The organism is Roseicyclus sp. (genome assembly GCF_052168335.1).
Lineage (GTDB): Bacteria > Pseudomonadota > Alphaproteobacteria > Rhodobacterales > Rhodobacteraceae > Roseibacterium.
Genome location: NZ_JBQLZP010000565.1, coordinates 1 through 19377, shown reverse-complemented (window position 1 = coordinate 19377; position 19377 = coordinate 1). Strand labels below are relative to the sequence as shown.

The window sequence follows — 19377 nt, the reverse complement described above, 5'->3', positions numbered from 1 at the left end:
TGCCGCCCGAGCGCGCGGCCTCGATGATCCACGAATACCCGATCCTGTCGGTCGTCGCCGCCTGCGCCGAGGGGCGGACGGTGATGCGCGGCGTGAAGGAGCTCCGCGTCAAGGAGAGCGACCGGATCGCCGCCATGGCCGACGGCCTGCGCGCCTGCGGCGTCACGGTCGAGGATGGGCCGGACTGGTGGACCGTGGAGGGCAGGGGCGCCCTCGGCGTGCCGGGCGGGGCGACCTGCGCCACCCATCTCGACCACCGGATCGCGATGAGCTTCCTCTGCCTCGGGCTCGCGTCGCAGAAACCCGTGGGCGTCGACGACGCGGGGCCCATCGCCACCTCCTTCCCGATCTTCGAGCCGCTGATGCGCCGCCTCGGCGCGCATCTCGACCGGGCGAACCGGGCATGAGCGGCGGTCCCCCGTTCCGGGGCTCCTGCCTCTGCGGCGCGGTCCGCTACACGGTCGACGCGCCGCTCGGGCCCGTGACGGCGTGCCACTGCACCCAATGCCGCAAGATCAGCGGCCACTTCACCGCCGCCGTTCCCGCGCCCTGGGACAAGGTGGCGGTCACGGGCGAGGTCCGCTGGTTCAACTCGAGCGAGGCCGCGCGGCGCGGCTTCTGCCCCACCTGCGGCTCCTACCTCTTCTGGGAGGAGTATGACGGCCTCGTCTACCTCACCGCCGGAACGCTCGACGGGGAGACGGGGTTGAGCCTCGACGGCCACATCTTCTATGCCGACCGGGGCGACTACTACCGCGTGGGCGAGGCGCGCACCTGCTGGGCGCAGGGGCGGAGCGGCCCGGAGATCGACCCCTGAGGGAATGTTGCACACGGGGCACCGTGCGTTAGTCTGGGCACCCCGGCAAGGACATCGGACATGAGCTTCACGGTCGCCATCGACGGACCCGCCGCCAGCGGCAAGGGCACCATCAGCCGCGCGGTGGCCGACCACTTCGGTCTCGGCCACCTCGACACCGGCCTCCTATACCGGGCCGTCGGCGCGCGGATGCTGGCGGGCGAGGTGCCGGAGCAGGCGGCACAGCGGCTCCGCCCCGAGGATCTCGGCGACCCGGACGCGCTGCGCGGGCCCGAGGTGGCGCAGGCGGCCTCGCGCGTGGCGGCGATCCCCGAGGTGCGCGCGGCGCTGGTGGATTTCCAGCGTGCCTTCGCCCGGCGGGCGGGCGGCGCCGTGCTCGACGGCCGTGACATCGGCACGGTGATCTGCCCCGAGGCGGAGGCCAAGCTCTTCGTCACGGCGAGCGCCGAGGTCCGTGCGCGCCGCCGCCACCGAGAGCTTCTGGAGCGCGGTCTCGAGGCGAGCTACGAGGTGGTCCTCGCCGATGTGCGCGAGCGCGACGCGCGCGATGCGGGCCGCAGCACCGCGCCGATGGTCGCCGCCCCGGACGCCGTCCTCATCGACACGAGCGCGCTCAGCATCGAGGAGGCGGTCGCCGCCGCCGTCGCCGCCGTCGAGGCCCGGCGCTAGCTCAGCGGCGGCGGTCGATCCAGGAGCGCAGCAGCCCGCCCGCCAGTCCCGCGAGGCCCGGGGGGATCGACTGGAACACGAGGAAGATCAGCGCGATCGGCCAGAGCGACATTCCCGAGCCGGTCCGGCCCATGACGACCCAGAGCATGGCAATGAGGATGAACCCCCAGAGAAAGCTCCCCAGCGGCAGGAGCATCCCGATGGCGAAGGACAGCGCCACGGCGAGCGGCCAGTAGAGCGTCCAGAAATCCGGCGCGTCGATCGCCTCCCGCCCGCCGGCATTGGCGAAGGCCACGCTCCACAGGATCAGGCCGACCGAGGCCGAGAGGATCACTCCGAGAACCACGAGGAGGGCCTGCCGGACCATCGCGCGCCCTCAGCGGCGGGCGAGCCACTGGCCGAGCGCGCCACCGGCGAGGCCCGCGAGGCACCCCGGGACCGAGAGGATGGCGAGAGCGATGATCCCCAGCGGCAACATCGAAGGACCCGACCCGTTCCACGCCATCACCGGCAGCATCATGGCCATGATGACGAAGCTCCAGAGCCAGCCGAACGCCGGGAAACGCGCCCCGAGGCCGAAGGACAGCGCGATGGCGACGGGAAGGTAGATGATCCAGAACGCGCCCACGTCCCACGGCTCCCGCCCGCCCGAGAGCATCGCGGCGACCGTCCAGAGCAAGAGGCCCGCGAGGGCCGACAGGAGGAACCCTTTCCACATGACGCCCTGATTCCCCGCGATTGCGGCCCGCTGATGACGCGCGCGCGGCCCGTTCGCGCCCATTGGAGCCAGGTTCACCGAAAGGTGCATTCGGGCGCGCGCCGGACTGCGGTAGCCTGTCGGGAGCGCATCGCCGGAGGCCGCCCATGCTGATCCGCCTGATCTTCTGTCTGACGCTCCTCGCCGGGCCCGCCCTCGCGCAGGTCGAGGCCGAGCCGCCCATGACGCCCGAGCGCCTCGCGGCGATCCTTCTCGCCGTCGATCCGGAGGCCGCGCCGGCGGGGTCCGGCGTGTCGCTGACCATCGCCGATGTCCCCGTGCTCGTCGTCTTCGACGTGGCGGCGAACCGGATGCGGGCGATGGTTCCCGTCGCCTCGGCCGCCGGACTGACCGAGGCGGACCTGATGCGGATGATGCAGGCGAACTTCGACACCGCTCTCGACGCGCGTTACGCCGTCGCCAACGACCGGCTCTGGTCCGTCTTCATCCACCCCCTGCGGGAGTTGCAGCGCGAGCAGCTGATCTCGGGCCTCGCGCAGACCGTGACGCTCGCCCGCACCTACGGCACGCTCTATTCGGGCGGCGCGCAGGTCTTCGGCGGCGGCGACAGTTCGGGCCTCTACCGCGAGCTCCTCGACGATCTGCGCGACCGCGGCCAGGAGCTCTGAGGCGCCACCCGCCCCTTGCGCGCAAGGGCATCTGCCGCTATAGCGCCCCCGTCAAGAAGGCGAACACGCCTCGGGAACGATGATCGGGCAGGGTCGGACAGCATCCGGCCCTTCTTGTTTTCCGAGGCGCCGGAGACCAACCCAAGACCGGCGGAGACAACCGCGCGGCCGGAAAAATCGAAAGAATAGGAACAGATATACGCATGTGCGCTAAAGCGACCATGGAGGAATTCGAAGCCCTCCTGAACGAAAGCTTCGAGATCGACACGCCCGACGAGGGGTCTGTCGTCAAGGGCAAGGTCATCGCCATCGAGGCGGGCCAGGCCATCGTCGATGTCGGCTACAAGATGGAAGGCCGCATCGACCTCAAGGAATTCGCGAGCCCCGGCGAGGCCCCGAAGATCTCCGTCGGCGACGAGGTCGACGTCTACCTCCGCAGCGTCGAGAATGCGCGCGGCGAGGCCGTCGTCAGCCACGAGATGGCCAAGCGCGAAGCCGCCTGGGACCGCCTCGAGAAGGCCTATGCCAACGAGGACCGCGTCGAGGGCGCCATCTTCGGCCGCGTCAAGGGCGGCTTCACCGTCGATCTCGGCGGCGCCGTGGCCTTCCTGCCCGGCAGCCAGGTCGACGTGCGCCCGGTGCGCGACGCGGGCCCGCTCATGGGCCTCAAGCAGCCGTTCCAGATCCTCAAGATGGACCGCCGCCGCGGCAACATCGTGGTGTCGCGCCGCGCGATCCTCGAGGAGAGCCGCGCCGAGCAGCGCGCCGAGGTCATCGGCAAGCTCAACGAGGGCGACGTCGTGGACGGCGTGGTCAAGAACATCACCGAGTACGGCGCATTCGTCGATCTCGGCGGCGTCGACGGCCTCCTGCACGTCACCGACATGGCCTGGCGCCGCGTCAACGACCCCAAGGAGATCCTGTCGATCGGCGAGACCGTCAAGGTCCAGGTCATCAAGGTCAACAAGGACACCCACCGCATCAGCCTCGGCATGAAGCAGCTGCAGGAGGATCCGTGGGATGCCGTGGAGCGGAAGTACCCGCTCGACAGCGTCCACACCGGCCGCGTGACCAACATCACCGACTACGGCGCATTCGTGGAGCTGGAGCCGGGTGTCGAGGGCCTCGTGCACGTCTCCGAGATGTCGTGGACGAAGAAGAACGTCCATCCCGGCAAGATCGTCTCCACCTCCCAGGAGGTCGAGGTCATGGTGCTGGAGATCGACACCCAGAAGCGCCGCGTGTCGCTGGGCCTCAAGCAGACCATGCGCAACCCGTGGGAAGTCTTCGAGGAGACGCATCCCGTCGGCACGCAGGTCGAGGGCGAGGTCAAGAACATCACCGAGTTCGGTCTGTTCGTGGGTCTCGACAACGACATCGACGGCATGGTGCACCTCTCCGACCTGACCTGGGAAGGCCGGGGCGAGGACGCCATCCAGCAGTACCGCAAGGGCGACGTCGTCAAGGCCGTCGTCACCGAGGTCGACACCGAGAAGGAGCGCATCTCGCTCTCCATCAAGGCGGTCGAGGGCGACCCCTTCGCCGACGCGATCGACGGCGTGAAGCGCGGTTCGGTCATCACCGTCGAGGTGACGGCGATCGAGGATGGCGGGATCGAGGTGGACTACAACGGCATGAAGTCGTTCATCCGCCGTTCCGACCTGTCGCGCGACCGCTCCGAGCAGCGCCCCGAGCGCTTCCAGGTGGGCGACAAGGTCGACGTGCGCGTGACGAACGTGGACTCCAAGTCGCGCCGCCTCGGCCTCTCGATCAAGGCCCGCGAGATCGCGGAAGAGAAGGAAGCGGTCGAGCAGTACGGCTCGTCGGATTCCGGCGCGTCGCTCGGCGACATCCTCGGCGCGGCGCTCAAGCGCGACGAGTGAGCCTGCGGGCTTCCGCTTGAAGACACACGAAAGGCCCCGCCGTCAGGCGGGGCCTTCTGCTTTCGGCGCCTCCTCGGCCGGGGCCGCATCGGGGTCCTTCTGCACGTCCGCCGCCTGCTCGGCGCGGTGTTCGGAGGCGGCCTCCGTGTGGGCGCGATCGTCCCGTTCGCGCCGCCTGCGCAGCTCCTGGAGCCGCCCCGCCTTGCCGTAGACGATCAGCCTGTCGCCGGTGACGAGCCGCGTGCCGCCCGACGGCGCGCCCCGGAAGTCGCCACCATGCCGCTCGATCCCGAGGATCGTCACCCCCTCGGCCTGGAGGTCCAGCTCGGCCAGCGTGCGCTGCGCGAGCCATCCACCGTCTTCCACGTCGACTAGGCTCACGTGCCAATCCTCCCGCAGATGCAGGAGCGCGGCATAGTCGCGCAGCTCGGATGCCGCGAGGTTGCGCAGCGCGCGACGGATGACGGGCGTCGCCCAGCGGTTCAGCCGCTCCGACCGGGCGAGCAGCAGGATCAGGGCCGCGCCCGCGACGAGCAGGACCACCTGGAGAAGCGTGTCCGCTTCCGACCCGAGGAAGGTGAGGATCGTGGTGGCGATGGCCGAGACCGCCCCCACGGACCCGGCGCGGATCAGCATCGCGGCGATGCGCCTGCGCGCCACCTCGTCCGTCACGCTCTCCGCCTCCGACGTGGTGAACCCTGCGCCCGAGAAGGCCGACAGCGACTGGAACCGCGCCACCTCCTCCGACAGCCCTGTCATCACGAGCGCGATGGTCCCGATCCGCACGACGAGGAACGAGAGCGCGATCACGATCAGCAGGGATGCCAGCGCCACCATGTTCCGCGAACGCGGCAGGCGGCGGATCGTTTCGGGCCGCGCAAACCTGTGGATAAACGGGCCGAGCCACGGGCCTGAAACACCACCGTTACACGCCGCCGCCAAGGTGCGCGCAGCGGGCGGACCCCGTCCCCGAAACGCCCCGACCGCCCGTCAATGTCCCCCGACGGGCCCCGTGCGCGTCAGCGCATGGGGCCCTAGGGACGGCCTGTCCCGCTCGTCATCGTGTCGCACCCCGGCCCGGTTGCCCTTGCGGGAACGTGCGTTAACTCAATTTCAGAAATTTCTGAAATCCCTGCGCGAACAGGATCTCGGGACCATGACACTCACACCCCTCCAGCAGGAGTTCGTCCTGCATTTCGGAGAGATGGGCAGCCGGTGGGGCATCAACCGCACCGTGGGGCAGATCTACGCCCTGCTGTTCCTCTCGTCCAAACCCTTGAATGCCGAGGAGATCACCGACGGCCTCGGCATCAGCCGCTCGAACACCTCGATGGGGCTGAAGGAGCTCCAGTCCTGGGGGCTCGTGCGGCTCAAGCATTTCCCCGGCGACCGGCGGGACTATTTCACAACCCCGGAAGACCTCTGGGAGATCGTGCGCATTCTCGTCGCCGAGCGGAAGAAGCGCGAGATCGACCCCACGCTGACGAAGCTGCGCGAGCTCGAGATGTCCGGGCCCGCAGGGGACGACTACGCCGAGGCGCGCATCGCCGAGCTGCGCGAGCTGATCGAGATGCTCACCGGCTTCTACGCCGAGATGGAGAAGCTCGAGACCGAGCGCCTCGTGAAGCTGATGACCATGGGCCAGAGGATCGCCGGCCTGATCGACAAGGCGGGCGGCGCGCTGCCGTCGCTGATGAAACGCAAGTAACCAGTCAGGGGACACGCACACATGGAAGCCCTCGACACGCTCCTTCTCAGCCGCATCCAGTTCGCGGCCAACATCTCGTTCCACATCCTCTTCCCGACGATCACCATCGCGCTCGGCTGGGTGCTGTTCTTCTTCCGCGTCCGCTTCGCCCGGACCGGCGACGACAAGTGGATGGCGGCCTACCGCTTCTGGGTGAAGGTCTTCGCCCTGTCCTTCGCGATGGGCGTCGTCTCGGGCATCACCATGTCGTTCCAGTTCGGCACCAACTGGCCGGGCTTCATGGAGACGGTCGGCAACATCGCCGGGCCGCTCCTCGCCTACGAGGTGCTGACCGCCTTCTTCCTCGAGGCGGTGTTCATCGGCATCATGCTCTTCGGCTTCTCGCGCGTGCCGGGCTGGCTGCACATGCTGGCCACGGGCCTCGTCGCCTTCGGCACGACCATGTCGGCCTTCTGGATCATCGTCCTGAACTCGTGGATGCACACGCCGCAGGGCTTCGAGATGATCGACGGCGTCGCGCACGCGACGGACTGGTGGGCGATCATCTTCAACCCCTCCATGCCATACCGCTTCACCCACATGATGCTGGCGAGCTTCCTGACCGTGGGCTTCCTCGTCGCGGGCGTCTCGGCCTTCCGCTGGATCCTCGGCGACCGCTCGCGCGAGGTGCGCGCGATGCTGAAGACGGGCGTTTCGATCGGCGCGCTGCTGATCCCGGTGCAGATCTTCGTGGGCGACCTCCACGGCCTGAACACCAAGGAGTACCAGCCCGCCAAGGTCGCCGCGATGGAGGGCCTGTGGCAGACGCAGGCGGGCGCGCCGCTCGTCCTCTTCGGCATCCCCGACGAGGAGGCGCGGACGAACCACATGGCGGTCGAGATCCCCGGCCTCGCCTCGCTGATCCTGACGCATGAATGGGACGGCGTGCTGACGGGCCTCGACGACTTCGTGGCCGAGGACGGAACGGTGCTGCACCCGCCGGTCGCGCCCGTCTTCTGGTCGTTCCGCGTGATGGTCGGCACCGGCATGGCGATGCTGCTTCTCAGCTGGACCGCGGTGTTCTTCATGTGGCGCCGCCGCCACCTGCACGAGGGCCGCATCGCCGGCCACTGGTTCGCGGTCGAGGGCCTGCCCAAGCCCGTGCTCTGGGCGCTGGTGCCGATGGCCTTCTCCGGCTGGCTCGCCACGCTCGCGGGCTGGTACACGACCGAGATCGGGCGGCAGCCCTGGCTCGTGCAGGGCGTCATGACGACCGAGATGGCGGTGGCCGACGTGCCCGCGCCGATGGTGATGGGCACGCTCGTGACCTACCTCGCGATCTACGCGGCGCTGCTCTTCGCCTATGTCGGCGTCCTCGTCTACCTCGCGCGCAAGGCCGCGAAGGGCGACGACCTGCCCCCGGGCCGGATGGTCCATTCGGGGCGCGCCGAAGTCGAAGCCCTCAGCCCCGCGGAGTGAGCCGATGCTGCCCGATTTCGCCGATCCCGCCGACTGGCTGCCCTGGGCCTTCGCCTCGCTCATGGGGCTGTCGATCCTGATCTACGTGATCCTCGACGGCTTCGATCTCGGGGTGGGCATCCTCTTCCCGCTGGCGGAGCGGGCCGAGCAGGACCGCATGATCGGCTCGATCGGCCCGTTCTGGGACGCCAACGAGACCTGGCTGGTGCTCGCCGTGGGCCTCCTGCTCGTGGCCTTCCCGCAGGCGCACGGGATGATCCTCTCGACGCTCTACCTTCCGGTCTTCGTGATGCTCGTTGGCCTGATCCTGCGCGGCGTCGCCTTCGAGTTCCGCGCCAAGGCGCGCGACCATCACAAGGCGCTGTGGAACCGGCTGTTCTTCGCCGGCTCGCTGATGACGGCGCTCGCGCAGGGCTTCATGCTGGGTCTCTACGTGATGGGGCTCGAGCAGACGCCTGCCACCTATGCCTTCGCGGCGCTGACGGCGGTGTTCCTCGCGGTGGGCTACAGCTTCATCGGCGCGACATGGCTCGTCCACAAGACCGAGGGGCAGCTCCAGCTCAAGTCCGTGCAATGGGCCCGCGAGAGCCTCTGGGGCGTGATCCTCGGGATCGGCGCGGTCTCGCTCGCCACGCCCTTCGTCAGCCCGCGTATCTTCGACAAGTGGTTCACCTGGCCCGAGGTGCTCTACCTCGCGCCGTTGCCCGTCGTGTCGGGCCTTCTCGTCGTCTGGCTCTGGACGATGCTGCGCCGGATGCCCTTCGACGGCGACCGGCTGTCCTGGCTGCCCTTCGGCGTGGCCTCGAGCCTCTTCGCGCTCGCTTATGTCGGCATGGCCTACAGCTTCTACCCCTACGTGGTGCCCGACCGGCTGACGATCTACGAGGCCGCCTCCGCGCCCGAGAGCCTGTTCATCATCCTCATCGGCGCGCTCTTCGTCGTGCCGGTGATCCTCGGCTACTCGATCCTCGCCTACACGATCTTCCGCGGCAAGGCGACGGAGCTGCGCTACGACTGAGGTTGCAGGGCGTATTTGAAGAAAGATGAAGGGCAGGGCGCGCGTCCTCCCCTTCATCTTTCCGGCAAATACGCAATTCGACGCCCGCCGCGGGCACCGTCAGAAGTCGACCTCGACGCCCGGCAGCTTCAGGGCCCGCATCAGGTCGCGCAGTTCCTGCCGCGCGGCGAGGTTCGAGACGTTGAGCCGGTCCACGCCCAGTTCCCGCAGGTCGAGGAGCGTCATGCCGGTCGGGAAGAGCTCGCGGAAGATCACGCGCTCGGAGAAGCCGGGCGCCACGCGGAAGCCGATGCGCTTCGACAATTCCTCGAGTGCGCGGCCGACCTTGCGCTTGTTGTGCATCTCCTGCGCGCCGAGGCGGTTGCGCACCACGATCCAGTCCATCGCCTTCAGCCCCGCCTTGGCCCGAAGCTGCCGGGCGTGCCAGACCATCTCGGAATAGACGGACGGCCCGCGGATCTCGTAGCTCTCGGCATCGATCCGCGCGAGGAGGTCGAAGTCGACGAAGCTGTCGTTCATCGGCGTGACCAGCGTGTCGGCGAGGCTGTGGGCGACCTGGCTCAGGCGCGTGTGGCTGCCGGGGCAGTCGATCACGATGAAGTCGCAGGTCTTCTCGTGCTCGGCCACGGCGGCGGCGAGGCGCCGGTCGTAGACGTTCTCGCCCTCCTCGAGCGAGGCGGGGTCGATGGCGGGAAGTTCCATCAGGAGCGGGCGGGCCACCTCCAGCCCCCGCCGGGCGATCGTGTGCTGCCGGTTCTCGACGTAGCGCCCGAGGCTGCGCTGCCTGAGGTCGAGGTCGAGCGCGCCGACGACGTGGCCGAGGCGGGAGAGCGCCGTGGCGACATGCATGGCGGTCGTGGACTTGCCCGAGCCGCCCTTCTCGTTGCCGAGGACGATGATATGCGCCACTGCTCGATCCCCCAAGATGTTGGGGCCCTCGTTTCGCGGGGCCCGAGCTTTGGGGCAGTATAGAAGATGCAGCGGAGGCCGTTAAGCGGAAACGCAACGCCCGACGACTTAATGCGTCTTCGGGGCATCGCCGCGCGTTGCCCTGCGAGTCCGGAAGGCTGCGCCGCTGCTCCGCCTGCGCGCCGGCCCGGAACGGAAAACGCCGCCCGGTTGGGGCGGCGTTCCGATGTCGGCAGGTGCCGCGGCTCAGAAGCCGAGGCCCTCGTACTTCTTCTTGAACTTCGAGACGCGGCCGCCCTGGTCCATCAGGCGGGTCGAGCCGCCGGTCCAGGCGGGGTGCACCGTGGGGTCGATGTCGAGCGAGAGCGTGTCGCCCTCCTTGCCCCAGGTCGAGCGCATCTGCACCACGTCGCCGTTGGTCATCTTGACCTGGATGACGTGGTAGTCGGGATGGATGTCCTTCTTCATGTCTCGGGGCTCCTTCAGGCTTCGGCGCCCGACTTGGGCTTGTAGGTCGCGTCCTCGGCGATCCGGGCGGATTTGCCCCGGCGGGCGCGCAGGTAGTAGAGCTTGGCGCGGCGCACCTTGCCCCGGCGGACGACCTCGATCGAGTCGATGTTCGTCGAGTAGAGGGGGAACACGCGCTCCACGCCCTCGCCGAAGGAGATCTTGCGCACGGTGAACGAGGCGGCGATGCCCTTGCCGTGCTTGCGGCCGATGCAGACGCCCTCGTAGGCCTGCACGCGGGTGCGCGTGCCCTCGGTCACCTTGTAGCCCACGCGGATCGTGTCGCCGGCTTTGAAGTCCGGAATGTCCTTGGCCAGAGCGGCGATCTGCTCGGCCTCCAGTTCTGCGATCAGGTTCATCCGATCGGCTCCTCTATCTGCTCGCGGTTGTTCCGCGAAGATGTCCCGCGGTCCCAGAGCTCTGGTCTTCGACCGGGTCCGCCTGCCCGCGAAGGGCGCGCCCGCCAGAGGTTCGGTCCGTCGTTTCCTTGGCTGCCGTCCGGGTCCCGAAATGGCCGCCGAAGGAGCGGGCCGGGCGAAACGGAACGGGTCCGTCAGGCCGATTCCGGCCCCGGACCCGCGCGCAATACAGGGCTTTGGCGGGGCGATCAACCCTCGGCGTCGGAGCCTTCCGCCTGCCGCGCGGCCCAGAGGTCGGGGCGCCGCGCGCGGGTCAGCCGCTCGGCCTCCGCCCGGCGCCATTTCGCGATCTCGGCATGGTTGCCGGAGAGCAGGACCTCGGGGATCGCATGGCCGCGCCACTCGCGGGGCTGGGTATACTGCGGGTGCTCGAGAAGCCCGTGGGAGAAGCTCTCCTCCTCGGTCGAGGCGGCGTTGCCCAGAACGCCGGGGATGAGCCGCACGGTCGCGTCGATCAGCGCCTGCGCGGCGATCTCGCCGCCCGTCAGGACGAAGTCGCCGAGGCTGATCTCCTCGAGCGCGAAATGGTCGATGACGCGCTGGTCGACCCCCTCGAAGCGCCCGCAGAGGAGCGTGATGCCCTCGGCCGCGGCGAAGCGGCGGGCGTGAGCTTGCGTGAAGGGCGCGCCGCGGGGACTGAGGTAGAGGCGCGGCCAGCGCGCGGGATCGGATGGCGTGTCGGCCGAGGCGAGGTCGAGCGCGCGGCCGAGCACGTCCGCGCGCATCACGAGGCCCGCGCCGCCGCCTGCGGGCGTGTCATCGACCTGCCGGTGCCTGCCGGTGCCGAAGGCGCGCAGGTCGATCGGATCGAGCGCCCAGAGCCCCTGCTGGAGTGCGCGACCCGTCAGCGAGGCGCCGAGGACGCCGGGAAAGGTCTCGGGGAAGAGGGTCAGCACCTTCGCCCGCCAGGCGCCCTTGAGGCGCGGCGGCCCGTCCATCAGCGAGCGCGGCGTGAGGCTCGGCGAGATGGCGAGGCGGCCGTGCGAGCGGCCGGGCCTGTCGGAGGGTCCTGACATGGGCGCGAGCCTTAGCGGGAGGTCCGCGCCGTGGCAATGGCGGGAGGGGGGGCAGGCGCGGCCTCAGGCCCCCCGGGGTGCCCCGGGGAGCCGCTCGGCCGCGCCTCCGGGGGCGCTGCCCCCGGACCCCCGGAGTTTCCTTCCAGGATGAAGCAGGGGCCTCAGAGGAGCGACTTCGCCTTTTCGGCCACCGCCTCGGGGGTGATGCCGAAATGGCGGTAGAGATCGCCCTCGGGCGCCGAGGCGCCGAAGCCGTGCATGCCGACGAAGCCCGATTTCTCGCGGCGGCCGCGCTCGCCGTAGAGCCAGCGGTCCCAGCCGAAGCGGATCGCGGCCTCGACCGCGACGCGGACCGGGCCGCCGGGCAGCACGCGGCGGCGATAGGCCTCGTCCTGGTCCTCGAAGAGCTCCCAGCAGGGCATGGAGACGACGCGCGTGCCGATCCCCTCGGCCTGGAGGAGGTCGCGCGCGGCCATGGCGATGGCGACCTCGGAGCCGGTGGCCATGAGGATCGCCTGGCGCCTGCCCTCGGCATCGGCGAGGACGTAGGCGCCCTGCGCGGTCAGGTTCTTCGTCTTGTGCTCGGTGCGGACGGTCGGCAGGTTCTGGCGGCTGAGCGCCAGGACCGACGGGGTGGACCTCTGCGACAGCGCGATCTCCCAGCTCTCGGCCGTCTCGACCGCGTCGGCGGGGCGGAAGACCAGCATGTTGGGCGTGGCGCGCAGCATGGCGAGATGCTCGACCGGCTGGTGGGTCGGCCCGTCCTCGCCGAGGCCGATGCTGTCATGGGTCATCACGTACTGCACCGGCACGCCCATCAGCGCCGAGAGGCGCATCGCGGGGCGCGCGTAGTCGGCGAAGCACATGAAGGTGCCGCCATAGGGCCTGACCCCGCCGTGCAGCGCCATGCCGTTCATCGCCGCCGCCATGCCGTGCTCGCGGATGCCGTAGTAGACGTAGCGCCCCTTGCGGTTGGCGGGCTCGAAGACGCCGAGATCGGCGGTCCTGGTGTTGTTCGACCCGGTGAGGTCGGCCGAGCCGCCCATGGTCTCGGGCAGGATCGGGTTGATGACCTCGAGCGCCATCTCGGAGGCCTTGCGGGTGGCGACCTTGGGGCGGCTCTCGGAGACCTGCTTCTTCAGGGCGCGGATCGTGGCGGAGAGCTTCTTCGGCATCTCGCCGGCGAAGGCGCGCGTGAACTCGGCCTGCCGGCCCTCGGAGAGAAGGGCGAAGCGCGTCTCCCACTCCTCGCGCGCCGCGCGGCCGCGGGCGCCGATCGCCTCCCAGTCGGCCTTGATGTCGGCGGGGATCTCGAAGGGGCCGTGCGGCCAGCCATAGGCGTCCTTGGCGGCGCGGAGCTGGGCCGCGTCGGTCAGCGCGCCGTGGCCCTTGGCGGTGTCCTGCGCGGCATGGCCGAGGGCGATGTGCGTCGTGCAGGCGACCATCGCGGGACGGGGGCTTGCCTTCGCCGCCGTCAGCGCGCGGTCGATCTCCACGGGGTCGTGGCCGTCGCAGGCGAAGACGTCCCAGCCGGAGGCGGCGAAGCGCGCCAACTGGTCGGTGCGGTCCGAGAGCGCGACCTGCCCGTCGATGGTGATGCCGTTGTTGTCCCAGAGCACGATCAGCCGCGACAGCTCCTGCCGCCCGGCGAGCGCGATGGCCTCCTGGCTCACGCCCTCCATCAGGCAGCCGTCGCCGGCGATGCACCAGGTGTGATGGTCGATGACCTTGCGGCCCCATTTCGCGCGGAGGAACTCCTCGGCCATGGCGAAGCCGACGGCGTTGGCGATCCCCTGGCCGAGCGGGCCCGTCGTCGTCTCGACCCCCTTGGCGTGGCCGTATTCCGGGTGGCCCGCGGTGATCGCGCCGAGCTGCCGGAAGGCCTTCACCTGCTCGAGCGTCATGTCGGGCGAGCCGGTGAGGTAGAGCAGCGCATAGAGCAGCATCGAGCCGTGGCCCGCCGACAGGATGAACCGGTCGCGGTTCGGCCAGTCGGGCGCGGCCGCGTCGAAGCTCATGTGCTTCGACCAGAGCACGGTCGCCACGTCCGCCATGCCCATCGGCATGCCCGAATGGCCGGAATTCGCCGCCGCCACGGCATCGAGCGCCAATGCGCGGATCGGCGTCGCGAGGCGCCAGTGGTCGGGATGGCTCTGGGCGAGGGCGGCGATGTCCATCGTGTGTGATCCTTGGTCTGGAATGGCCCCGGGGCCCGCCCCGGCGGCATCGCGCGGGCAGGTGCCGCGCGTGATAGCAGGTGAGGGGGGAAGTGCAAGCGCGGGCGGTCCTCCGGGCCGCGCCGCGGGGTTCCGCCCGGCGGGGGCGGAAAAACTTGCAAATCCGGCCGGATTGGGATTGCGTGGGCGCGGGTGGCGGTGAGGCGGCCGCCCGCCATGCCGGATCGCCCCCGGAACGCCCCCCGAACCCCAAGGGCGGAGGGGCGCAGGGCCCCGGCGGAGCAGGACCAGGACGACAGTTGACCATGGGCGACAGCGCTGAATTCGAGAAACTGAGCGCGCTCGAGACGCGGCTCGCCGCCGCGCTCGACCGGATCGCGAAGGGCCTGGCCGCGCCGTCCGGCGGGCCCGGCGCGGATGCCGCGCTGCGGGCCGAGGCCGAGGCCGCGGAGGCGGCGCGCGCCGAGGCCGAGGCGCGGGCGGGCGATCTCGCCACGCGCGTGGCCGCCCTCGAGGCCCGGCTCGACGACGCGCAGGGGGCGCTCGCCGCCGCCGAGGCCCGGCTGACCGAGGCCGGCGCCGGCGATGCGCGCGCCGCGGAGCTTGCGCAGGCCCTCTCGGCGCGCGACGCGAAGATCGCCGAGATGACGGCGTCCCATGCCGCGCTGGAGGCGCGGCTCGCGGACCATGCCGCGCTCGAGGCGCGGCTCGCGTCCCATGCCGCGCTCGAGGCGCGGCTCGCGGAGCTCGAGGCCGCCGCCGCCCGGAGCGGGGGCGATGCGGGCCGGATCGAGGAACTGGAACACGAGGCCGGCGTGCTGCGCCGCCGCGTCGAGCGTGCCCGGCAGGAGCGCGACGAAATGCGCGCGGAACGCGACGCGGCGCAGGACCTGGCCGACGAGCTCGCCGAGGGCGCGGGCGCCGATCCCGAGCCGCGCATCCTCGCCCTCCGGGCCGAGCTGCGGCGTCTCCAGTCCGTCATCGACGACATGTCGCAAGGCCTCGACACCCTGCGCGCGGCCGCGTCGGGCGGAGGCGAAGGCATCGACGGCGTGCTCGCGGCTCAGGTCGCCGCCCTGACCGAGGCGCGCCGCGCCGAGGCGGCGGAGCTCGGGCGGATCCTCGCCGAGATCGGCGCGGCAGGAGGGGAGGCGGACCATGCCTGAGGTGCGGATCGACATCGGCGGGCGGAGCTACACCGTCGCCTGCCAGGACGGGGAGGAGCCCTATCTCCGCGCCGCGGCCAAGCTGCTCGACACCGAGGCCACCGTGATCCTGGGCCAGATCGGGCGGATGCCGTCGGACCGGATGCTGCTGATGGCGGGCCTGATGCTCGCCGACAAGACGGCGGCGCTCGAGGACGACGTGAAGGATCTCCGGGCCCGCGTCGCGGCGCAGGAGAAGGCGCTGCGCTCCGCCGAGGAGCGGCTCGCCGACCGCGCCCGCCGCATCGCCGAACTTCAGGAGGCGGGACCGAGGACCGAGCTTCCCGACCGCGTCACCGACGGCCTCGCCGAGCTTGCCGCGCGCGCCGAGGCGCTCGCCGACGATCTCGACCGGGGCGCCGGCGGCGGAACGCCCTGAGCGCCCGCGCCGGGCCTTCATCCTTCAGGGACTATGGATGATCTTGGGCTCTCCCGGTGGTGTGGCCCTTCGAGGAGCCTTCCACCGGTGATCACGTCCGGCGGCCGCGCCCGCCCCCGGATGGCCCCTCTGCACCCCTGACGTCCGCCCGCGTCTTCATCTTTCCGAAAATACGCAGGGCCCGGCCGGCCCCGGAGCGCTCGGGCCGGGCATCGCTCAGCCGAAGACCGGCCCGAGCAGCCGCGCGGCCTCGTCGCGGGGATGGGCGAGCTTCGTGCGGTCCTCGCCCGGATAGAAGCGCGCGCGCACCGCCGTCGGCATCGGCGCGGGACGGAGCAGGTGGACGCGCGGCCCGTGCTTGGCGGTCTCGGCCTGCCAGCTTTGCACCAGCGCGCGCTGGGCGGCCTTCGACATGGCGTAGGCGCCGGCATATTTCTCGTCCCAGCCATCGTCGAAGAACACGGCCGTGGCCATGTCCGAAGGCGCGATCAGCGGCTCGACATTGGCGATCAGCCGCGCCGTCATGCGGATGTTGGTCGCGATGGCGCGGTCGAGGTCCTTCGCCGTGATGTGCGGCGCGGGTGTCAGGGCGCTCACGTGGATCGCGGTGTGGATCCAGATGTCGGCCCGGCCCCAGCGGTCGTGGACCGAGCGGCAGAGATGCGCGATCGCCTTGTCGTCGGTCAGGTCCATCGGCGCGAGCGTCGCCTGTCCGTCCGCGGCCTGGATGCGGTCGTCGAGGTCCTCGAGCGCGCCCACGGTGCGCGCCACGGCCACCACGTGCGCGCCCTGCGCGGCCAGCCATTGGGCGCAGGCGGCGCCGAGGCCGCGGGAGGCGCCGGTCACCAGCGCGACACGGTCTTGCAGGGGCTTTGTCATGGCCCGCCACATGCCGCGTCGGGGCGCGCTTTGCAAGGGCGTCGCGCGCCGGGGGGGCGTCGCGCGATGCAGCTCGGGGCGACGAGCGGGACGCCGCGGTTCGGGAAGCCGGGGCAGGGGTCCGGTACGGGGAACCGGTGGGGGAACCGGGCAGGGTCGCAGGGCAGCGGCGCGGTGGGGGGGGGCGCCCCGGCCACGGCCCCGCGAGCTGGCCCCGCGAGCCGGCCCCGCGAGCCGGCATGGCCCCGCACCGGGGGAGTCCGCCACGGCGCACGGCCGCGAACGCGAGCCTTAGAGCGCGACGGGGGAGCGCAAGAGGGGCGCGGGGTCGGTGAGGCGCTGGACCGCTGTGCAGGACAGGTGCGCAGGACAGGGGGCCGCCCCGGGAGCGAGACCGGTGCGGGGAGCGGGCCTCGGCAGCGGAACAGGCCCCGGGTCCTGGGAGGCCGCCGCGGCCCATGGCTGCGCCCGCGACCGGGGAAGCGCGAAAGTGGGAGCACGACGCGGGTGCGGGGCAGCGGAGACAGGGAGCGGGGCACGGGATCGCGGCAGGGTCGATGCGCACCAGTCCCGTTGCGTGCCACGGCTCGGCGCGGCAGGGCGGCCGGGCAGTGCTAAAGGGCAGCGGGATCCGGAAGATGCGGGCCAGTCCCGCTGCGTGCCACAGGGCAGCGCGGCAGGGCGCCCGGGCAGAAGTGAATGGGAGCGTGATCCCGGAGAAGCGGACCAGTCCCGCTGCGTGCCACGGCTCAGTGCGGCGGGGCAGCCGGGCAGAGGTGAAGGGCGCGCGATCTCCGGGCGTGCGTTGCGGCCACGGGACGAAGCATGGACCGCGGGACCGGGCGGAGGCGATTCTGGCGTCGCGGCGGGGTCGCGGGCGCGCGCGGGGCGGGGTCCGGGAGGTCCGGGCGCGGCAGATCGCGCGCGCCGCCTGCCCCTTGCTTGACTTTGCAGATGCTGCCGGGAATACCGGGGCGACAAGGGATCTTGCCGCACTGGAGGGCGCACATGGGCCGCGACACCACACTTCTCGCCGCGACGATCGGGGATGCGGGGCTCGCCCGCAAGGCGCTTCTGGTCGTGGGCGGCAGCCTGCTGATCGCGCTCGCCGCGCAGGTCTCGATCCCGTTCTGGCCGGTGCCGATGACGCTGCAGACGCTGGCGGTGCTGCTCGTGGGCTTCGCGCTCGGCGCGCGCCTGGGCGCGGCGGCGGTGCTGACCTACCTCGCCGAGGGCGCGATGGGCCTGCCGGTCTTCTCGAACGGCGGCGCGGGCATCGCCTACATGATGGGGCCGACGGCGGGCTTCCTGCTGGGCTTCGTCGCCATGGCCTGGATCGCGGGCTTCGCGGCGGAGCGGGGCCTCGCGCGCGGCCTCCTCGGCACGGCGCTCGTGGCGCTCGTCGCCTCCGCCGCGCTCTACCTGCCGGGCCTCGCCTGGCCGCTCGGCGTCGCCGGCGCCCTCGGGATCGAGGCGGGCTGGGCCGGCCTTTCGGCTGCATCGGTCTGGGCGGGCTTCGCCGCGCCCTTCCTGCTCGGCGACGCCGTCAAGGCGGTGATCGCGGCACTGGTCGTGACCGGCGCCTGGAAGGCCCTCCGCCGCGCCTGATCCGGTCGTCGAGGTCCGACGCGAACGCCGCCCCCGAGGGGCGGCGTTTCTCGTCGGAGGGGGGCGCTCCCGTCCGGAGGCTCCGGCCTTCGGCCGCATCTCCGGTTGGGCCCGGCGCGCGGGTTCCCCGCGCGCGGCCGCGCGGAAACGGGGGCGGCGGTGATTGGGACAGCGACGGATTGCTGCTGGGGAGGCCGTTTGCCGGCAGGTCTGCCAGCAAACAGGCCATCGCGATGATGGATGCGAGTCGCCCGCCGCCTCAAGGACGAGCCGCGCCCGCGGGGCGCGGTCGCCTGCGGCGATCCTTGACCCGGCAGCCGACTCGCGGCGGCTCTATTCGGCGGGTTCGGGCAGTTCGAAGCCCTTGGCGACCATGTCCGTCGGCCGCACGGGATAATCGCCCGAGAAGCAGGCGTCGCAGTATTGCGGACGGCCCGTGCGGCGGCCCTGCGCCTCGCCCACCGCGCGGTAGAGCCCGTCGAGCGACACGAAGCGGAGCGAGGCCACGCCGAGGTGGCGGCGCATCTCCTCCTCGGACATGGTCGCGGCGAGGAGCTTCTCGCGCTCGGGCGTGTCGACGCCGTAGAAGCAGGGCCAGGCCGTGGGCGGCGAGGCGATGCGGAAATGCACCTCGGCCGCGCCCGCGTCGAGGATCATCTCCTTGATCTTGCGCGAGGTCGTGCCCCGCACCACGCTGTCGTCCACCAGCACCACGCGCTTGCCCGCGATCAGCGCGCGGTTGACGTTCAGCTTCAGCCGCACGCCCATGTTGCGGATCTGTTCGGTCGGCTCGATGAAGGTGCGGCCGACATACTGGTTGCGGATGATCCCCATGCCGTACGGAATGCCGCTCTCGTGGCTGAAGCCGATGGCCGCGGGCGTGCCGCTGTCGGGCACGGGGCAGACGAGGTCGGCCTCCACCGGCGCCTCGCGCGCCAGTTCCACGCCGATCTGGCGGCGCGTCTCGTAGACCGAGCGGCCGCCGATGATCGAGTCGGGGCGCGAGAAATAGACGTGCTCGAAGATGCAGAAGCGCGGGCGGCGCGGCTCGAAGGGCTTGAAGCTCTCGAGCCTGCCCTCGCTGATGACGACCATCTCGCCCGGCTCGACCTCGCGCAGGAAATCGGCCCCGATGATGTCGAGGGCGCACGTCTCGGAGCTGAGCACGTAGCCGTCGCCGACCCGGCCGAGGACGAGCGGCCGCACGCCGAGCGGGTCGCGCACGCCGATGAGCTTGGTGCGCGTCATGGCGACGACGGAGAAGGCGCCCTCGACCCGGCGGAGCGCGTCCTTCATCCGCTCGGGGATGGTGCGCTGGAGCGAGCGGGCCATGAGGTGG

20 protein-coding genes and 1 pseudogene are annotated in these 19377 nt (G+C 71.1%); 11 read left to right on the top strand and 10 right to left on the bottom strand.

The genetic code is table 11. The features are described 5' to 3' along the window. The 3 genes and pseudogenes from ACTS11_RS17395 to ACTS11_RS17385 all read left to right on the top strand — a co-directional run. A pseudogene (locus tag ACTS11_RS17395) lies at window positions 1-407 on the top strand (3-phosphoshikimate 1-carboxyvinyltransferase); the annotation flags it as partial. Then, window positions 404-817 (top strand): GFA family protein, encoded by a 414-nt coding sequence (locus ACTS11_RS17390; RefSeq protein ID WP_442641558.1) that lies wholly within the window; start codon window positions 404-406, stop codon window positions 815-817. The pseudogene ACTS11_RS17395 and the gene ACTS11_RS17390, both read left to right, overlap by 4 nt. 60 nt (window positions 818-877) lie before the next feature. Further along, window positions 878-1486 carry a (d)CMP kinase gene (locus ACTS11_RS17385; RefSeq protein ID WP_442641557.1) on the top strand — a complete coding sequence of 203 codons (609 nt, stop codon included), beginning with the start codon at window positions 878-880 and terminating at the stop codon, window positions 1484-1486. Between the two features lies 1 nt (window position 1487). Here ACTS11_RS17385 and ACTS11_RS17380 read toward each other — a convergent pair whose 3' ends face one another. Beyond that, window positions 1488-1853: a hypothetical protein gene (locus ACTS11_RS17380; RefSeq protein WP_442641556.1), complete on the bottom strand. Its 366-nt coding sequence runs from the start codon at window positions 1851-1853 to the stop codon at window positions 1488-1490. 9 nt (window positions 1854-1862) lie between these two features. Beyond that, on the bottom strand, window positions 1863-2204 hold the full coding sequence (locus ACTS11_RS17375; RefSeq protein ID WP_442641555.1) for a hypothetical protein: 342 nt from the start codon (window positions 2202-2204) through the stop codon (window positions 1863-1865). Window positions 2205-2350: 146 nt separating this feature from the next. Here ACTS11_RS17375 and ACTS11_RS17370 point away from each other — a divergent pair, with 146 nt between their 5' ends. Both ACTS11_RS17370 and rpsA read left to right on the top strand, forming a co-directional pair. Next, window positions 2351-2872 carry a hypothetical protein gene (locus ACTS11_RS17370; RefSeq protein WP_442641554.1) on the top strand — a complete coding sequence of 174 codons (522 nt, stop codon included), beginning with the start codon at window positions 2351-2353 and terminating at the stop codon, window positions 2870-2872. A 203-nt stretch (window positions 2873-3075) separates the two neighbouring features. Continuing rightward, complete coding sequence (gene rpsA / locus ACTS11_RS17365) at window positions 3076-4755, top strand: 30S ribosomal protein S1 (protein WP_442641553.1); 1680 nt, start codon at window positions 3076-3078, stop codon at window positions 4753-4755. Between the two features lie 42 nt (window positions 4756-4797). Here the strand turns inward: rpsA and ACTS11_RS17360 are convergent, their stop codons facing one another. Next, window positions 4798-5592, bottom strand: a complete 795-nt coding sequence (locus ACTS11_RS17360) for a TrkA C-terminal domain-containing protein (RefSeq protein ID WP_442641552.1) — start codon at window positions 5590-5592, stop codon at window positions 4798-4800. A gap of 319 nt (window positions 5593-5911) precedes the next feature. On the opposite strand from ACTS11_RS17360, the gene ACTS11_RS17355 reads away from it, so the two are divergent. From ACTS11_RS17355 to ACTS11_RS17345, 3 genes are read left to right on the top strand one after another with little or no spacing between them, the layout of a single operon-like run. Continuing rightward, window positions 5912-6463, top strand: coding sequence for a GbsR/MarR family transcriptional regulator (locus tag ACTS11_RS17355; protein WP_442641551.1), 552 nt, complete (start codon window positions 5912-5914; stop codon window positions 6461-6463). 21 nt (window positions 6464-6484) lie between these two features. Further along, window positions 6485-7921 carry a cytochrome ubiquinol oxidase subunit I gene (locus ACTS11_RS17350; protein ID WP_442641550.1) on the top strand — a complete coding sequence of 479 codons (1437 nt, stop codon included), beginning with the start codon at window positions 6485-6487 and terminating at the stop codon, window positions 7919-7921. Between the two features lie 4 nt (window positions 7922-7925). Further along, window positions 7926-8939: a cytochrome d ubiquinol oxidase subunit II gene (locus ACTS11_RS17345; protein ID WP_442641549.1), complete on the top strand. Its 1014-nt coding sequence runs from the start codon at window positions 7926-7928 to the stop codon at window positions 8937-8939. Window positions 8940-9038: 99 nt separating this feature from the next. On the opposite strand, the gene ACTS11_RS17340 is transcribed toward ACTS11_RS17345, so the two are convergent. The 5 genes from ACTS11_RS17340 to tkt form a co-directional block, all read right to left on the bottom strand. After that, complete coding sequence (locus ACTS11_RS17340; RefSeq protein WP_442641548.1) at window positions 9039-9848, bottom strand: division plane positioning ATPase MipZ; 810 nt, start codon at window positions 9846-9848, stop codon at window positions 9039-9041. Window positions 9849-10094: 246 nt separating this feature from the next. After that, window positions 10095-10316: a 50S ribosomal protein L31 gene (gene rpmE, locus ACTS11_RS17335; RefSeq protein WP_442641547.1), complete on the bottom strand. Its 222-nt coding sequence runs from the start codon at window positions 10314-10316 to the stop codon at window positions 10095-10097. Between the two features lie 14 nt (window positions 10317-10330). Next, on the bottom strand, window positions 10331-10714 hold the full coding sequence (gene rplS, locus ACTS11_RS17330) for a 50S ribosomal protein L19 (protein WP_442641546.1): 384 nt from the start codon (window positions 10712-10714) through the stop codon (window positions 10331-10333). Between the two features lie 248 nt (window positions 10715-10962). Continuing rightward, window positions 10963-11790: a tRNA (guanosine(37)-N1)-methyltransferase TrmD gene (gene trmD / locus ACTS11_RS17325; protein ID WP_442641545.1), complete on the bottom strand. Its 828-nt coding sequence runs from the start codon at window positions 11788-11790 to the stop codon at window positions 10963-10965. 161 nt (window positions 11791-11951) lie between these two features. Beyond that, window positions 11952-13967, bottom strand: a complete 2016-nt coding sequence (gene tkt / locus ACTS11_RS17320; protein ID WP_442641544.1) for a transketolase — start codon at window positions 13965-13967, stop codon at window positions 11952-11954. Between the two features lie 305 nt (window positions 13968-14272). On the opposite strand from tkt, the gene ACTS11_RS17315 reads away from it, so the two are divergent. Both ACTS11_RS17315 and ACTS11_RS17310 read left to right on the top strand, forming a co-directional pair. Continuing rightward, window positions 14273-15133, top strand: coding sequence for a hypothetical protein (locus tag ACTS11_RS17315; RefSeq protein ID WP_442641543.1), 861 nt, complete (start codon window positions 14273-14275; stop codon window positions 15131-15133). After that, window positions 15126-15551, top strand: coding sequence for a cell division protein ZapA (locus tag ACTS11_RS17310; protein ID WP_442641542.1), 426 nt, complete (start codon window positions 15126-15128; stop codon window positions 15549-15551). Before ACTS11_RS17315 ends, ACTS11_RS17310 begins: the two co-directional genes overlap by 8 nt. A 216-nt stretch (window positions 15552-15767) precedes the next feature. On the opposite strand, the gene ACTS11_RS17305 is transcribed toward ACTS11_RS17310, so the two are convergent. Further along, complete coding sequence (locus ACTS11_RS17305) at window positions 15768-16430, bottom strand: SDR family NAD(P)-dependent oxidoreductase (protein ID WP_442641541.1); 663 nt, start codon at window positions 16428-16430, stop codon at window positions 15768-15770. A gap of 1008 nt (window positions 16431-17438) precedes the next feature. Between ACTS11_RS17305 and ACTS11_RS17300 the strand changes: the two genes are divergently transcribed. Continuing rightward, window positions 17439-18038 (top strand): biotin transporter BioY, encoded by a 600-nt coding sequence (locus ACTS11_RS17300; protein WP_442641540.1) that lies wholly within the window; start codon window positions 17439-17441, stop codon window positions 18036-18038. Between the two features lie 333 nt (window positions 18039-18371). Here ACTS11_RS17300 and purF read toward each other — a convergent pair. Then, window positions 18372-19377 (bottom strand): amidophosphoribosyltransferase (gene purF / locus ACTS11_RS17295; protein WP_442641539.1); only part of this gene is annotated, 1006 nt, incomplete at its 5' end.

Coding starts and splice junctions, on each gene's coding strand:
- ACTS11_RS17390 (WP_442641558.1), top strand. CDS start 404: ATGAGCGGCGGTCCCCCGTTCCGGGGCTCCTGCCTCTGCGGCGCGGTC.
- ACTS11_RS17385 (WP_442641557.1), top strand. CDS start 878: ATGAGCTTCACGGTCGCCATCGACGGACCCGCCGCCAGCGGCAAGGGC.
- ACTS11_RS17380 (WP_442641556.1), bottom strand. CDS start 1,853: ATGGTCCGGCAGGCCCTCCTCGTGGTTCTCGGAGTGATCCTCTCGGCC.
- ACTS11_RS17375 (WP_442641555.1), bottom strand. CDS start 2,204: ATGTGGAAAGGGTTCCTCCTGTCGGCCCTCGCGGGCCTCTTGCTCTGG.
- ACTS11_RS17370 (WP_442641554.1), top strand. CDS start 2,351: ATGCTGATCCGCCTGATCTTCTGTCTGACGCTCCTCGCCGGGCCCGCC.
- rpsA (WP_442641553.1), top strand. CDS start 3,076: ATGTGCGCTAAAGCGACCATGGAGGAATTCGAAGCCCTCCTGAACGAA.
- ACTS11_RS17360 (WP_442641552.1), bottom strand. CDS start 5,592: ATGGTGGCGCTGGCATCCCTGCTGATCGTGATCGCGCTCTCGTTCCTC.
- ACTS11_RS17355 (WP_442641551.1), top strand. CDS start 5,912: ATGACACTCACACCCCTCCAGCAGGAGTTCGTCCTGCATTTCGGAGAG.
- ACTS11_RS17350 (WP_442641550.1), top strand. CDS start 6,485: ATGGAAGCCCTCGACACGCTCCTTCTCAGCCGCATCCAGTTCGCGGCC.
- ACTS11_RS17345 (WP_442641549.1), top strand. CDS start 7,926: ATGCTGCCCGATTTCGCCGATCCCGCCGACTGGCTGCCCTGGGCCTTC.
- rpmE (WP_442641547.1), bottom strand. CDS start 10,316: ATGAAGAAGGACATCCATCCCGACTACCACGTCATCCAGGTCAAGATG.
- rplS (WP_442641546.1), bottom strand. CDS start 10,714: ATGAACCTGATCGCAGAACTGGAGGCCGAGCAGATCGCCGCTCTGGCC.
- trmD (WP_442641545.1), bottom strand. CDS start 11,790: ATGTCAGGACCCTCCGACAGGCCCGGCCGCTCGCACGGCCGCCTCGCC.
- tkt (WP_442641544.1), bottom strand. CDS start 13,967: ATGGACATCGCCGCCCTCGCCCAGAGCCATCCCGACCACTGGCGCCTC.
- ACTS11_RS17315 (WP_442641543.1), top strand. CDS start 14,273: ATGGGCGACAGCGCTGAATTCGAGAAACTGAGCGCGCTCGAGACGCGG.
- ACTS11_RS17310 (WP_442641542.1), top strand. CDS start 15,126: ATGCCTGAGGTGCGGATCGACATCGGCGGGCGGAGCTACACCGTCGCC.
- ACTS11_RS17305 (WP_442641541.1), bottom strand. CDS start 16,430: ATGACAAAGCCCCTGCAAGACCGTGTCGCGCTGGTGACCGGCGCCTCC.
- ACTS11_RS17300 (WP_442641540.1), top strand. CDS start 17,439: ATGGGCCGCGACACCACACTTCTCGCCGCGACGATCGGGGATGCGGGG.